Origin of the sequence: Streptomyces sp. WAC06614 (genome assembly GCF_003949795.1) — a bacterium.
In the GTDB taxonomy this organism is placed as follows: domain Bacteria; phylum Actinomycetota; class Actinomycetes; order Streptomycetales; family Streptomycetaceae; genus Streptomyces.
The window spans coordinates 1-13,946 of sequence record NZ_RPRY01000187.1; the positions used below are offsets into that span (position 1 = coordinate 1).

The 13,946-nt window shown below is 74.8% G+C and carries 12 protein-coding genes; 8 read left to right on the forward strand and 4 right to left on the reverse strand.

The features are described from left to right. Positions 1-233: 233 nt before the first annotated feature. Positions 234-374 carry an SPW_0924 family protein gene (locus tag EF918_RS22930; protein WP_125649922.1) on the forward strand — a complete coding sequence of 47 codons (141 nt, stop codon included), beginning with the start codon at positions 234-236 and terminating at the stop codon, positions 372-374. 12 nt (positions 375-386) lie between these two features. Then, positions 387-1,361 (forward strand): DUF3068 domain-containing protein, encoded by a 975-nt coding sequence (locus EF918_RS22935; RefSeq protein ID WP_125649925.1) that lies wholly within the window; start codon positions 387-389, stop codon positions 1,359-1,361. A gap of 49 nt (positions 1,362-1,410) precedes the next feature. Here the strand turns inward: EF918_RS22935 and hrpB are convergent, their stop codons facing one another. Together hrpB and EF918_RS22945 are read right to left on the reverse strand one after the other, a co-directional pair. Beyond that, entirely contained in the window at positions 1,411-3,978 is a 2,568-nt protein-coding gene (gene hrpB, locus EF918_RS22940) for an ATP-dependent helicase HrpB (protein ID WP_125649929.1), read from the reverse strand. Between the two features lie 50 nt (positions 3,979-4,028). After that, positions 4,029-4,889 carry a class I SAM-dependent methyltransferase gene (locus EF918_RS22945; protein WP_125649932.1) on the reverse strand — a complete coding sequence of 287 codons (861 nt, stop codon included), beginning with the start codon at positions 4,887-4,889 and terminating at the stop codon, positions 4,029-4,031. A gap of 341 nt (positions 4,890-5,230) precedes the next feature. Between EF918_RS22945 and rpsA the strand changes: the two genes are divergently transcribed. The 4 genes from rpsA to EF918_RS22965 all read left to right on the forward strand — a co-directional run bounded on the left by rpsA (position 5,231) and on the right by EF918_RS22965 (position 9,096). Beyond that, positions 5,231-6,730: a 30S ribosomal protein S1 gene (rpsA, locus tag EF918_RS22950; protein ID WP_125649935.1), complete on the forward strand. Its 1,500-nt coding sequence runs from the start codon at positions 5,231-5,233 to the stop codon at positions 6,728-6,730. Positions 6,731-6,976: 246 nt separating this feature from the next. Next, a complete protein-coding gene (locus EF918_RS22955) occupies positions 6,977-7,915 on the forward strand; it encodes a PAC2 family protein (protein WP_125649945.1) in 939 nt (312 codons plus the stop codon). Between the two features lie 92 nt (positions 7,916-8,007). After that, positions 8,008-8,616 carry a dephospho-CoA kinase gene (gene coaE, locus EF918_RS22960; protein ID WP_125649938.1) on the forward strand — a complete coding sequence of 203 codons (609 nt, stop codon included), beginning with the start codon at positions 8,008-8,010 and terminating at the stop codon, positions 8,614-8,616. A 144-nt stretch (positions 8,617-8,760) separates the two neighbouring features. After that, positions 8,761-9,096, forward strand: a complete 336-nt coding sequence (locus tag EF918_RS22965; protein ID WP_125649948.1) for a tetratricopeptide repeat protein — start codon at positions 8,761-8,763, stop codon at positions 9,094-9,096. Positions 9,097-9,160: 64 nt separating this feature from the next. Here the strand turns inward: EF918_RS22965 and EF918_RS22970 are convergent, their stop codons facing one another. Together EF918_RS22970 and EF918_RS22975 are read right to left on the reverse strand one after the other, a co-directional pair. After that, positions 9,161-9,436, reverse strand: a complete 276-nt coding sequence (locus tag EF918_RS22970) for a DUF6343 family protein (RefSeq protein ID WP_125649951.1) — start codon at positions 9,434-9,436, stop codon at positions 9,161-9,163. A 56-nt stretch (positions 9,437-9,492) separates the two neighbouring features. Beyond that, positions 9,493-10,152: a hypothetical protein gene (locus EF918_RS22975; RefSeq protein WP_125649942.1), complete on the reverse strand. Its 660-nt coding sequence runs from the start codon at positions 10,150-10,152 to the stop codon at positions 9,493-9,495. Positions 10,153-10,429: 277 nt separating this feature from the next. Between EF918_RS22975 and EF918_RS22980 the strand changes: the two genes are divergently transcribed. Together EF918_RS22980 and EF918_RS22985 are read left to right on the forward strand one after the other, a co-directional pair. Beyond that, positions 10,430-13,318 (forward strand): DEAD/DEAH box helicase, encoded by a 2,889-nt coding sequence (locus EF918_RS22980; protein WP_185921870.1) that lies wholly within the window; start codon positions 10,430-10,432, stop codon positions 13,316-13,318. Beyond that, a partial coding sequence (locus tag EF918_RS22985) for an SWIM zinc finger family protein (protein WP_185921871.1) occupies positions 13,315-13,946 on the forward strand: 632 nt, incomplete at its 3' end. The genes EF918_RS22980 and EF918_RS22985, both read left to right, overlap by 4 nt.

Consider the following 13,946-nt stretch of genomic DNA (forward strand, 5'->3'; position numbering starts at 1 on the left):
CCCCCACGCACCGCCGCCCACCCCGCCCCGACCTCGGCCACCCCTACCTCGGCCGCCCCGGCCTCGGCCGCCCCGGCCTCGGCCGCCTCGAACCGACCTGACCCGAACCAGCCCGGCGCGTGGCCACCCGACGGCCCGCCGGGGTGCCCGCCGGGTGCGACGGTTCTCATCTCGCACCGGCGTTGCTACCGTGCCCCCGCCCTGACACACCATCAGTTCCGGGAGGCCCCGGCATGCGCGCACTCGTCGCCGCCGCCATCGGGCTGGCCGCTGCACTCCTGCTCGTCCTCGCCGTCACGGCGATCGGCGTTCCGGAGGGCAGCACCTCGCCCAAGCCGCTCCTCACCACCGCGCCCGCCGCGCCCGGACAATAAGGAGGCCCGGCCGTGCGACGCAGAGCGAGCCTCGTCCTGCTGGCCCTCGCGGTGTTCTGCACCGCGCTGGCGCCGCTGCTGCGCTGGTACGCGTACCCCCGCCTGGCCAAGATCCCGCCGAGCCAGTACCAGGAGGTCGTCCTGGAGGCCAAGGACGCCACCCTGCTCGACTACTTCGGCGGGATGCAGCCCAAGAAGGTTGACAAGGTCACCATCGTCCAGACCCTCAAGGGCAACGTGGAGGCCTCCCGCGAGATCGAGGCCGACGCCGGCAAGGACGTGGTGGTCTGGGACGCCCTCTCCTACGTCGCCGGCCCGGACGGGAAGATGGTCTCCCAGATCCCCGAGCGCTACATCTTCGACGCCCACACCCAGGACCCGGTGCACGCCACCGGCGAGACGGTCGACGGGGACCAGGTCAGGCGGGAGGGCATCGAGTTCAAGTTCCCGTTCTTCACCGAGCCCCGCGACTACCTCTACTTCGACGCGCAGACCCGTACCTCGGCCCCGATCCACTACGTCGGCCCGCGCACGTTCCGCGGCATGGACGTCTACTACTTCGAGCAGACCGTGCCCTGGACCAAGGTGCCCATGCCCAAGAAGATGCCGGTCGAGGGCATCGACCCCGCCACCATCGAGGCCACCACCGGCACCACCCTCTGGTACACGGCCAAGCGGATGTTCTGGGTCGACCCCGTGACCGGCGCCCCGGTCAACGGCGAGCAGATCATGGAGCAGGAGATGCGCGGCGGGATCGCCGCCGGCGGCGAGGGCGGCAAGCTCACCGCGTTCGCCGGGCACGTGAAGATGCGCGAGGACTACGTCGAGCACACCGTGAAGCTGGTCTCCGCCAACCGGGCCAAGGTCCTCGCCCTGCACACGTACGGGCCCGTGGGCCTGGCCGCCACCGGCCTGCTCCTGCTCGGCCCGGCCCTGTGGCTGGAGGCCCGCGGCCGCCGGCCGGGCGGCTCCTCCGCCCCGGCCTGAGCCGGGCGCGGCCCCGGCCCGGCCCGGGGCCCGGGTCGACGCCGGGGGATCAGCCCCGGCGGAGCCGGGCGTTGGTGTGGCGGGTGGGCTCGGCGGTTGCCGGGTCCTCCGGCCACGGGTGCCTGGGGTAGCGGCCGCGCAGTTCGGCGCGCACCGCCCGGTAGCCGTCCCGCCAGAACGAGGCCAGGTCGGCGGTGACCGCGGCCGGGCGGCCGGCCGGGGACAGCAGGTGCACCAGCACCGGCACCCCGGCCACCTCCGGGGTCCGGGCCAGCCCGAACAGCTCCTGGAGCTTGACCGCCAGCACCGGCTGCTCGCCCGTGTAGTCCACCCGGATCCGGGACCCGCTCGGCACCTCGATCCGCTCCGGCGCCAGCTCGTCGAGGCGGGCCGCCTCGCCGGTCGTCCAGGGCAGCAGCCGGTTCAGCGCCTGCCCGGCGTCGATCCTGCCCAGGTCCGCCCGGCGCCGGGCCCGCGACAGCTCCGGCTCCAGCCAGTCCCCGGCCCGCTCCAGCAGCGCCGCGTCCTCCCGGACGTCCGGCCAGCCGCCGCCGAGCACCCGGTGCAGGAAGCCGAGGCGGGCCCGCAGGGCCAGCCCGTCCGGGGTCCAGCGCAGCAGCCCCAGCCCCTCGCGGCGCAGCCCCTCCAGCAGGGCCTCGCGCACCAGCGCCGGATCGGGCTCACGCAGCGGGCGTACGGTCAGCTCCACCGCGCCCAGTCGCTCGGCCCGCCGTGCGACGACGTCACCGTCCTCCCAGTGGACCTCCTCGGCGGTCGTCAGCAGGTGCCCGGCAGCCGCCCGGGCGGTCTCCTCGTCGATCACCGCGGCCAGCCGGACCCGGGCCGAGGCGGACCGGTCCGCCCGGTCGGCCACCGCCACGGCCAGCCACCGGGCCCGCCGCAACGCGGAGCCGTCCCCCAACTCGGCCCCGGTCCCCGAGGCCATCAGGAACGACGCCTCCCCCTTGGCCCTGGCGACCCGCTCGGGAAAGGCCAGCGCCGCGACGAGCCCGGCCAGCGCGTCGTCCCCGGGCACCCCCTGCTCCACCGCCACCGGGGCTCCGCCTGCGGGAGCTCCAGCCCCGGCCGGGTCCGGCCCGGCCGCGCGGCGCAGGCGCCGGGACTCGGCGCGCCAGCGGGCGGCGTAGGCGTCCCCGCCGCGCCGGGCGGTGCGCCAGGCCGCGGCCAGGTCGTCCCCGTACTCCCGCGGCGGCTCCTCGCTCAGCAGCGCCACCACCTCGGCCGCGCCCTCCGGCCCGTCCAGCAGCGCCCGCGCCAGCCGCGGGTGCAGCCCCAGCCGGGACATCCGTACGCCCCGGTCGGTCACCCGCCCCGATACGGGGTCCACCGCGCCGACCGCGGCCAGGACCTCCCGCGCCGCGGCCAGCGCCCCGCCCGGCGGCGCGTCCAGCAGGGCGAGGTCCGCCACCTCCGGGTCGCCCCAGCAGGCCGCCTGCAGGGCGAACTGCGTCAGGTCCGCGATCCGGATCTCGGGAGAGGGGAAGGCCGACAGCCGCAGGTGCTCCGCCTCCGTCCAGCAGCGGTACACCGCGCCCGGCGCCTCCCGGCCCGCGCGCCCCGCCCGCTGCCGGGCCGCCGCGCGGGACGCCCGTACGGTCGTCAGCGCGCCCAGGCCCCGCGCATGGTCCACCCGGGGTTCGCGGGCCAGGCCCGCGTCCACGACCACCCGGACCCCGGGCACCGTCAGCGAGGACTCCGCGACCGCCGTGGCCAGGACCACCCGGCGGCGCGTACCGCCCGCCAGGGCGGCCTCCTGCACCGCGGCCGGGGCCCGGCCGTGCAGCTGGAGCACCTCCACGTCCAGGTCGCCGCCGAGCTGCCCGGCGACCCGGGCGATCTCCCCGACCCCGGGGAGGAAGACGAGGACGTCGCCGGTCCGCTCGGCCAGCGCCCGCCGCACCACCGAGGCCACGTGCGTGAGCAGCGCGGGGTCCACCCGCATCCCGTGCGGGGGCCGCACCGGCCGGGCGGGCGGGGCCCACACGACCTCCACCGGATGCGTGACCCCCTCGGCCTCCACCACCGGCGCGCCCCCGAGCAGCCGCGCCCAGCCCTCCGCGTCGGTGGTCGCCGACGCGGCCACCAGCGACAGGTCGGGCCGCAGGGTCTGGCGTACGTCGAGCAGGAACGCGGCGACCGTGTCCGCGTCCAGGTGCCGCTCGTGGCACTCGTCGAGGACCACCACGTCCGTGCCCGCCAGCTCCTGGTCCCGCTGGAGCCGCTGGAGCAGCACCCCCGTGGTGACCACCTCGACCGCGCAGTCCGGTCCCACCACCCGCTCGCCGCGCACCGTGAAACCGACCGAGCCGCCCACCGGCTCGCCCAGCAGCCAGGCCATCCGCCGCGCCGCCGCCCGGGCCGCGATCCGCCGCGGCTCGGCCACCACCACACGGCGGCGCACCCCTGCGCCGGCGGGGCCGCCCCCGCCCGCCGGGCCGTCGACCAGACCGGCCAGCACCAGCGGCACCAGCGTCGTCTTGCCCGTGCCGGGCGGCGCGCACAGCACCGCCGTGCCGTGCTCCGCCAGGGCCGCCGTCAGCGCGGGCAGCGCCGCGCGGACCGGCAGCGCAGCCAGGGCTCCGGGCCGTATCGCCATACCGCTGCCACTCCTGCTGTCCGTGCTGCCTACTGCTTACTCGGTCCCGCTCAGTCCCGCTCGGACACGAAGATCGCCGTTCCCGGGATCAGGTTGCCCCGCAGCGGGGACCAGCCGCCCCATTCCTGGGTGTTCCACGCCGGCCACTCCGGCTCGACCAGGTCCACCAGCCGGAAGCCGGCCGCGACCAGTTCCCGTACGCGGTCGCCGAGCGTGCGGTGGTGTTCGACGTACACCGCGCGGCCCTGCTCGTCCTGCTCGACGTACGGCGTGCGGTCGAAGTAGGAGGCCGACACGGACAGCCCCTCCGGGCCCGGCTCGTCCGGGAACGCCCAGCGGATGGGGTGGGTGACCGAGAAGACCCAGCGGCCGCCGGGCCGCAGCACCCGGCGCACCTCCCGGAAGACCTTCACCGGGTCCGCGACGAAGGGCACCGCCCCGTACGCGGAGACGACCAGGTCGAAGGAGCCGTCGCGGAAGGGCAGGGCCCCGGCGTCGGCCTCCACCAGGCGGACCGCCGGGAGCGCTCCGCCGTCGATGCGCAGGGCGTGCTGGAGCTGGCGGTGGGAGAGGTCGAGGGCGACCGGGCGGGCGCCCTGGGCGGCCAGCCAGCGCGCGCACTGGGCCGCGCCGGCGCCGATCTCCAGGACGTCGAGCCCCCGCAGGCCCTCCACCGGGCCGAGCAGGCCGGCCTCGGCCTCGTCCAGGCCCTCCGGGCCCCAGACGAAGCGGTCGTCGCCGAGGAAGCCGCCGTGCTCGCTCTGGTACTCGTCGGCGTTGCGGTCCCACCATCCGCGGCTGGCGCGGCTGCTCTCCGCTTCCCCCGCGTCACGCCGGGTGGCCTCGGCGTCCTCGTCGGTTCCGGACGCGTCGTCGTACGCGTCTTCGACCGCGTAGTCCTCTTGGTTCATCGGGCCCGCCGTCGTAGTCTTCGAAAACGTGGGACGAGGCTTCCGCTGGTCGCCCACCCACGAGTTGTGCCGGTTATGCGCTGATCCGTCCGCGGTGTGCGCCTTCGCGCATTGACCGTGTCCGGCTGCCCCCGTATGCTACAAGTTGCGCTGCGAGCCTGTGCTCCTCAGACCTAGCAGGCTGCGCTCGCATCTGTTGCAGTCCCCTCGGTTTTTGAGGCCTTTGCCGTCTTGGCGGCGTTACGGGGTCTCCTTGGCTGTCCGGCGTATGCAGAGGCGATAAAGGCTCCCGGCGTAGCAGTACCTACGACTTCAATGTCCGTACCGGAGCCCTTTCCCACATGACGAGCAGCACCGAGACCACCGCCACCACTCCGCAGGTTGCGGTCAACGACATCGGTAACGAGGAAGCTTTCCTCGCCGCGATCGACGAGACGATCAAGTACTTCAACGACGGCGACATCGTCGACGGCGTCATCGTGAAGGTCGACCGGGACGAGGTCCTGCTCGACATCGGTTACAAGACCGAAGGTGTCATCCCGAGCCGCGAGCTCTCGATCAAGCACGACGTCGACCCGAACGAGGTCGTCAAGGTCGGCGACGAGATCGAGGCCCTGGTTCTCCAGAAGGAGGACAAGGAAGGCCGCCTGATCCTCTCGAAGAAGCGCGCCCAGTACGAGCGTGCCTGGGGCACCATCGAGAAGATCAAGGAAGAGGACGGCATCGTCACCGGTACCGTCATCGAGGTCGTCAAGGGTGGTCTCATCCTCGACATCGGCCTCCGCGGCTTCCTCCCGGCCTCCCTGGTCGAGATGCGCCGTGTCCGCGACCTCCAGCCCTACGTGGGCAAGGAGCTCGAGGCGAAGATCATCGAGCTGGACAAGAACCGCAACAACGTGGTCCTGTCCCGCCGCGCCTGGCTGGAGCAGACCCAGTCCGAGGTTCGCCAGACCTTCCTCACGACCCTCCAGAAGGGTCAGGTCCGCTCCGGCGTCGTCTCCTCGATCGTCAACTTCGGTGCCTTCGTGGACCTGGGTGGCGTCGACGGTCTGGTCCACGTCTCCGAGCTGTCCTGGAAGCACATCGACCACCCGTCCGAGGTCGTCGAGGTCGGCCAGGAGGTCACCGTCGAGGTTCTCGACGTGGACATGGACCGCGAGCGCGTCTCCCTGTCGCTGAAGGCGACCCAGGAGGACCCGTGGCAGCAGTTCGCCCGGACCCACCAGATCGGTCAGGTCGTCCCGGGTAAGGTCACCAAGCTGGTTCCGTTCGGTGCGTTCGTCCGCGTGGACGAGGGCATCGAGGGTCTGGTCCACATCTCCGAGCTGGCCGAGCGCCACGTGGAGATCCCGGAGCAGGTCGTCCAGGTCAACGACGAGATCTTCGTCAAGGTCATCGACATCGACCTCGAGCGTCGCCGGATCTCGCTGTCCCTCAAGCAGGCCAACGAGTCCTTCGGTGCCGACCCGGCGTCGGTCGAGTTCGACCCGACCCTGTACGGCATGGCCGCGTCCTACGACGACCAGGGCAACTACATCTACCCCGAGGGCTTCGACCCGGAGACCAACGACTGGCTCGCCGGCTACGAGAAGCAGCGCGAGGCCTGGGAGACCCAGTACGCCGAGGCGCAGGCTCGCTTCGAGCAGCACCAGGCTCAGGTCATCAAGAGCCGCGAGGCCGACGAGGCCGCCGCTGCCGCGGGCGAGGCCGCCCCGGCCGCCGCTGCCGCGGGCGTCTCCGGTGGTTCGTACTCCTCGGAGTCGGACGACAACTCCGGCGCCCTGGCCTCCGACGAGGCCCTGGCCGCGCTCCGCGAGAAGCTGGCCGGCGGCCAGAGCTGATCGCAGTGCAGCCGCACGGTCGCTGACCGGAAGCTGAAACGGTAAGGCCCGTCCCCTTCGGGGGGCGGGCCTTACCGCGTTCCGGCGTCCGGCGCCGCGCGTCTGCCGTCGGTGTGTTCCGCAGGCTCCGCAGGCGTCACCCGTGGGCGCCTGCGGACCGCGTTTCCCGTCGGTCGGCCAACTGGGGAATGCCCGCGCCGTCTTGGGCGTTCTTCCGGGTGAACGCGGCGAGGAGGAGTGGTGACGGTGCAGGATCCCCAGGATTTGTACGAGTGGGACGCCAAGGGTCTGGCCGTGGTGGACATGGCGCTGGCCCAGGAGTCCGCCGGTCTGGTCATGCTCTACCACTTCGAGGGCTACATCGACGCCGGCGACACCGGTGAGCAGATCGTCGAGCGGCTGCTCGACACCCTGCCGCACCAGGTCGTCGCCAGGTTCGACGCGGACCGGCTGATCGACTACCGGGCCCGGCGCCCCCTGCTGACCTTCCGCCGGGACCGCTGGACCGATTTCGAGGCTCCCGCCATCGAGGTCCGCCTCGTCCAGGACGCCACCGGCGCCCCCTTCCTGCTGCTGTCCGGCCCCGAGCCGGACGTGGAGTGGGAGCGCTTCGCCGTCGCCGTCCGGCAGATCGTCGAGCGGCTCGGGGTCCGGCTCTCGGTCAACTTCCACGGCATCCCCATGGGCGTCCCGCACACCCGCCCCGTCGGCATCACCCCGCACGGCAACCGCACCGACCTCATGCCCGGGCACCGTAGCCCCTTCGACGAGGCCCAGGTGCCGGGCAGCGCCGAGTCGCTGCTCGAGTTCCGCCTCGCCCAGGCCGGGCACGACGTCCTCGGCGTCGCCGCCCACGTGCCGCACTACGTCGCCCGCTCCCCGTACCCGGACGCGGCCCTGACCGCGCTGGAGGCGATCACCGGCGCCACCGGCCTGGTGCTGCCCGGCGTGGCACACGCCCTGCGGACCGAGGCGCACCGCACCCAGACCGAGATCGACCGGCAGATCCGCGAGGGCGACGACGAGCTGGTCACCCTGGTCCAGGGCCTGGAGCACCAGTACGACGCGGTGGCCGGGGCGGAGAGCCGCGGCAACATGATCGCCGAGCCGGCGGAGATCCCGTCGGCGGACGAGATCGGGCGCGAGTTCGAGCGCTTCCTGGCGGAGCGCGAAGGGGACGCGTAGCCCGGCCCCCGCGGTGTAGCCGCTCGTACCCGCGGGCACCAGGGCTCGGGGTTCGCTCGTACGGGCGTACGCCAGGGCATAAGCTGCGGCCCATGCTGAAAGTGGGCCTGACGGGCGGAATCGGTGCCGGCAAGAGCGAGGTCTCGCGGCTGCTGGCGGGGTACGGGGCGGTCGTCGTGGACGCCGACCGGATCGCACGGGAGGTCGTGGAGCCGGGCACGCCCGGGCTCGCGGCCGTCGTGGAGGCCTTCGGACCGGAGGTCCTCACCCCCGAGGGCACGCTGGACCGGCCGAAGCTCGGCAGCATCGTCTTCGCCGATCCCGAGCGGCTGAGCGTCCTCAACGCCATCGTGCACCCGCTGGTCGGGGCCCGGTCCGCCGAGCTGGAGCGGGCCGCCGGGCCCGACGCGATCGTCGTGCACGACGTACCCCTGCTCACGGAGAACGGGCTGGCGCCCCTGTACGACCTCGTGGTCGTGGTGGACGCTGCGCCCGAGACCCAGCTGGCCCGGCTGACCGGGCTGCGCGGCATGGCCGAGGACGAGGCCCGGGCGCGGATGGCGGCCCAGGCCGCACGGGAGCAGCGGCTCGCGGTGGCCACACTGGTCATCGACAACGACGGGCCGCTGGAGGCGCTGGAGCCGCAGGTCCGCAAGGTGTGGGAGGAGCTCACCGCGCGGGCGGCGGCCGCCCGCGGCTGACGTGCTCATGGAAGAAGATCCCGGCCACGGGCGTTGAAGGCATCGGAAGAGGGAAGGATGACCATCGTGTCCGAAAACACACCGCAGCCGCAGCCGCAGCCGTCGTCGTCCGGGAGCCCGGCCGTCGCGAGCCCGGAGACGCACGTGATCGACTTCCGGGCCGCCGAGCAGCTGCTGGCCGCCCGGGACCCGCGGGGTGCGGTGAAGCTGCTGGACTCGGTGATAGCCGCCCACCCGGAGAACACCGCGGCCCGGCTGCTGCGCGCCCGGGCCTTCTTCGCCGCGGCCCAACTGCGCCCGGCGGAGCTGGAGTTCGAACTGGTGCTGGAGCGTGAGCCGGACAACGCGTTCGCCCACTTCGCGCTGGGCCGCACCCACGAGCGGTCCGGCCGGCCCGAGCAGGCCCGCAAGCACTTCCGGCTGGCCGCCGCGCTCGACCCGCAGCCGGAGTACCTGGAAGCGGCCCGCTTCGAGAGCTGATCCCGATCCCGGTCCCCGTCCCGGCCGACCGGGGCGGGTGCCACCCCGGGGCCGGGGACCGGCCCTAGTGACGACGGTCGGTGTGCTGGTCGGGCGGCTCGTACGGAGGGATGTCCCGGCCGGGCTGCCAGTGCGGGCCCCGGCGCAGGTGGTGCACGACGATCACCAGGTCCGTGGCCACGAGCAGCAGGAGCACCCCACAGGCCGCCGCCCACCCCGGGCGGCCGGCCAGCGCGAAGACGACCGTTCCGCCGGCGGCCCACAGCAGCCCCCAGACACTGAGCCAGAACCGCAGCCGCAAGGGGCTGCGGGCGGTCACCGGCTCGTTCCCGGAACGCATGGGCATCGCCTCCGTTCCTTCCATGGTCCCACCACCGGCGGGCCCGGCGGCCGCCCCTACGGGGCGAGCCGCTGGACCGCGGTCGTGGTGGTCCGCCTGAAGGCGGGGACGGGCACGTCGGACAGGTCGCCCATCCGGCTCCAGCGCACCACCGTGACCGTGGCGCCGTCGCGGCCGATGCCGTAGAGCCCGACGCCCGGCTCCGACTCGGGCAGCGAGGTGTGCACCCCGTAGACGTGCGCGCCCTCCTCGACGTCGAGCGCGCCGTAGTCCTTCCTGGAGGCGGTTCCCTCGGGATGCGTCCGCAGCCACTCTGCGGCGCAGCCGGCCACCTTGCGCTCCAGGGCGGCCACGAGCCGGGCGGCCGCGCCGGTGGAGGCGGTCCGTACGGAGACCTGCACGGCCCCGGTGTCCAGATCGGTGCCGAACTGCCGATGCCAGCTCCCCTGCACCGGCAGCACCCCCTCCACGCAGAACACCTCCACCTCCGGCAGACCCTTGGCGACGGGGCCGGCGTACCAGGGGGAGGACGGGTGCGCAGGCAGGTCGCCGGCCTGGAGGAAACCGGGCGCGGCGGCGGCTGGGGCGGCGGTGGGCGGAGCGGCGGTGGCCGGGGCGGCGGTGGCCTGGCCGACGGTGCCGAGGAGGAGCGCGCCGGCCGCGGCGAGTGCGGCGATGGCGGCCCGGGCGCCGGTGGCGCGGGTACGTCGGAACACGGTGGTACTCCCCGTCGTCGTGGTCGTCCTGCTACGTCTGCGGGACAAGCCTTCCCCGACACCGGCGCGGGGGGACGCCGACATCCGGCCGATTCGGGACACCCCCGGAAACGCTCGGTCGTACCGACCGCCACCACCTGCCCAGAGGGTGGCTGGGCCGGGGTGTCTGTGCAGGTCACCGGCATGATCTCGGGGCGTTGTCGGTGGGCGCGCCTAGACTCGCCGGTGAGGGGGCCGCTCTGACCGGAGGGCGGCCGAGCGAGGGAAGGGGGATGTCGTGGCCGTCGTTGCGGAGGCCGTGCCGTCGGGCCGTGCGGCCGTGTTCCTTCCCGCGCCCGTGCCCCGTGACGGGCGGTTCGCGTTCTGGTCGCCCGACGGGCCGGACCCGGCCGGGCCGGCCACCCCCGACCGGCTCACCGTGGTGCGCCCGCACGGCGCCGGGGTGCGCACCCGGGTGGTGCCCGCCGTCGTGCTGGACCTCGGCGAGGCCCTGCCGCTGCTCGTCCGGGCCGCCGCCGGACCCGCCCACCCGGCCACCCGGGCCTGGGGCCTGGCCGCGCGCCAGGCGCTGAGCCTGGCCGCCCGCGGCCGGCTGCTGCCCGGGGTCACCCCCGAGGGCATCGACGCCTGGCGGGCCGGCCCGCTCGACGCCGACGACATCGCGGCGCTGCGCGCCGTCGCGGCCGCCCTGCCCGTCGAGGCGTACGCCGCACCCCTGGCCGGCCGCCGCCCGCTGCACCTGCCCGAACCGGAGGCGCTGGTCCGGGCGTTCGCCGACGCCGTGGCCGACTGGCTGCCGCGGACCCCGGCGGCCCCACTCGCCGCCGGCCGGCCCTTCGCGGCGGCGGCGCCCCAGCGGGTGCCCGAGCTGCGGGACTGGGCCGCCCAGGTCGCCTCGGGCGCCGACGCCGGGATCGGGATGTCGCTGCGGCTGGACCTGTCCGCGTTCCGGCTGTTCGACGAGGCCGAGCCCGAGGACTCCCGGCGGGCCGGGGCCGCGGTGGTGCAGGTCCACAGCCTCGCCGATCCCACCCTGGTCACCGACGCGAGCCAGTTGTGGGCGGGCACCGCCGCGCCCGGCTTCGGGCCCCGGGCCCGGATCGACGCGGTGCTGGCGCTGCGCCGCGCGGCCCGGGTCTGGCCCCCGCTGCTGCGGCTGCTGGAGCAGCCCGTGCCCGATGCGCTGGCGCTGTCGGACCCGGAGCTGGAGGACCTGCTCGGGGCGGCGGCCACCCGGCTGGCCGCGGCCGGAGTCGTGGTCCACTGGCCGCGGGAGCTGGCCCGTACGCTGACCGCCACGGCCGTCGTACGGTCCACGGCGCCGGGGTCCGCCACCGACGGCTCGGCGTTCTTCGACGCGGCCACCCTGTTCGCGTTCTCCTGGGAACTGGCCCTGGGCGGCGACCGGCTGACGCCCGGTGAGATGGAGCAGCTCGCGCAGGCCCACCGGCCCGTGGTGCGGCTGCGCGACCAGTGGGTCCGGGTCGACCCGGAGCTGGTCCGCAAGGCGCGCAAGCGCGAGCTGGGGCTGCTCGACCCGGTGGACGCCCTGGCCGTCGCCCTCGGCGGGACGGCCGAGGTGGACGGGCAGACGGTGCCGGCGGTCCCGGTCGGTGCCCTGGCCGCCCTGCGCGACCGGCTCACCGGGGAGCTGACCCCGCTGCCGGCCCCGCCCGGGCTGCGCGCGACCCTGCGCGACTACCAGGCGCGCGGGCTGGCCTGGCTGGACCGGATGACCTCGCTGGGGCTGGGCGGCTGCCTCGCCGACGACATGGGCCTGGGCAAGACGCTGACGCTGATCGCCCTACACCTGCACCGGGCCCGGCCCGAGCCGACCCTCGTGGTCTGCCCGGCGTCCCTGCTGGGCAACTGGCAGCGGGAGATCGAGAAGTTCGCACCGGGCGTCCCGGTGCACCGCTTCCACGGCAGCGACCGCACCCTGCCGACGGCGGAGGATACGGATACGGCGACGGCGACGGCAGGGGCGGCGGCACCGACCCGCGGCGAGGCCGGCGCCGGCCCCGCCGGCGGCTTCGTGCTGACCACGTACGGGACCATGCGGGCCAGCGCCGCCCTGCTGGCCGGGCAGCGGTGGGGCATGGTCGTCGCCGACGAGGCCCAGCACGTCAAGAACCCGGGCTCGGCCACGGCGAAGGCGCTGCGCACGATCCCGGCGCCGGCCCGGGTCGCGCTCACCGGCACCCCGGTGGAGAACAACCTCTCCGAGCTGTGGGCCCTGCTCGACTGGACCACGCCCGGCCTGCTCGGTCCGCTGACGGCGTTCCGCGCCCGGCACGCCCGCGCGGTGGAGCAGCAGCAACAGGTCGAGGACGGGGGCAACGAGGAGGCGGTCGCCCGCCTCGCCGCCCTCGTCCGGCCCTTCCTGCTGCGCCGCAAGAAGTCCGACCCGGGCATCGTCCCGGAGCTGCCGCCCAAGACCGAGACCGACCACCCGGTCGCGCTCACCCGGGAGCAGGCGTCCCTGTACCAGGCCGCGGTGGACGAGGCGATGGCCGTGATCGGGTCGAGCGAGGGCATGGCCCGCCGGGGCATGATCATGAAGCTGCTGGGCTCGCTGAAGCAGATCTGCAACCACCCCGCGCAGTACCTCAAGGAGGACCACCCGAGGATCCCGCACCGCTCGGGCAAACTCGCCCTGCTGGACGAGCTGCTGGACACGATCCTGGCCGAGGGCGGCTCGGTGCTGGTGTTCACCCAGTACGTGACGATGGCCCGGCTCCTGGAGCAGCACCTGACCGCCCGGGGCGTGCGGTCCCAGCTGCTGCACGGCGGCACCCCGGTGGCCCGGCGCGAGGAGCTGGTGGACCGGTTCCAGTCGGGGGAGGTGCCGGTGTTCCTGCTGTCGCTGAAGGCCGCGGGCACCGGGCTGAACCTGACCCGGGCCGGCCATGTGGTGCACTTCGACCGCTGGTGGAACCCGGCCGTGGAGGAGCAGGCGACCGACCGCGCCTACCGGATCGGCCAGACCCAGCCCGTCCAGGTCCACCGGATCGTCGCCGAGGGCACCGTCGAGGACCGCATCGCGGAGCTGCTGGAGACCAAGCGGGCCCTCGCCGACGCCGTCCTCGGCTCCGGCGAGGCGGCCCTGACCGAGCTGACCGACCGGGAGCTCGCCGACCTCGTCTCGCTGCGGAGGCCCGCATGATCACCGCCCGCGAGGACCGCCGCCGCACGTTCGACACCGTGCCGGCCGGGGTGGAGGCGACCACCTGGTGGGGCCGCGCCTGGGTGTCCGCCCTGGAACGGCTCTCCCGGGACTCCGCCCGCCTGGCCCGCGGCCGCGGCTATGCCGAGGACGGCCACGTCGACACCGTCACCGTCACACCCGGCCGGATCGTCGCCTACGTCCGCGGCAGTCGCCCCCGCCCCTACCGCACCGAGCTCGCCCTCACGGTGTTCACCGATCCCGAGTGGACCGAGCTGCTGCAGGAGCTGGCCGCCGACCCGGCCGGTCTCGCCGCCCTGCTGGAACGGGAAGTCCCCCAGGGGCTCGCCGGGCGGATCCTGCCCGGGCCCGGTGACCTGCTGCCGCGCTGCTCCTGCCCGGACAGCGGGCCCGCGCCGTGCAAGCACGCCGCCGCCCTGTGCTACCGCACCGCCCGGCTGCTGGACACGGACCCCTTCGTGCTCCTGCTGCTGCGCGGCCGGGGCGAGCGGGAGCTGCTCGACGAACTGGCCCGGCGCAACGCCGCCGAGGCCGCGCGCGAACGGCCCCCGGGCCCGGAGGAGCTCCCCGGCACCCCGGCCCGGGCCGGGGTGCCGGGGAGCTCCTC

Excerpts from the sequence above, each read along its gene's own strand:
- EF918_RS22930 (WP_125649922.1), top strand. The coding sequence starts at position 234 with ATGCGCGCACTCGTCGCCGCCGCCATCGGGCTGGCCGCTGCACTCCTG.
- hrpB (WP_125649929.1), bottom strand. The coding sequence starts at position 3,978 with ATGGCGATACGGCCCGGAGCCCTGGCTGCGCTGCCGGTCCGCGCGGCG.
- EF918_RS22945 (WP_125649932.1), bottom strand. The coding sequence starts at position 4,889 with ATGAACCAAGAGGACTACGCGGTCGAAGACGCGTACGACGACGCGTCC.
- rpsA (WP_125649935.1), top strand. The coding sequence starts at position 5,231 with ATGACGAGCAGCACCGAGACCACCGCCACCACTCCGCAGGTTGCGGTC.
- coaE (WP_125649938.1), top strand. The coding sequence starts at position 8,008 with ATGCTGAAAGTGGGCCTGACGGGCGGAATCGGTGCCGGCAAGAGCGAG.
- EF918_RS22970 (WP_125649951.1), bottom strand. The coding sequence starts at position 9,436 with ATGCGTTCCGGGAACGAGCCGGTGACCGCCCGCAGCCCCTTGCGGCTG.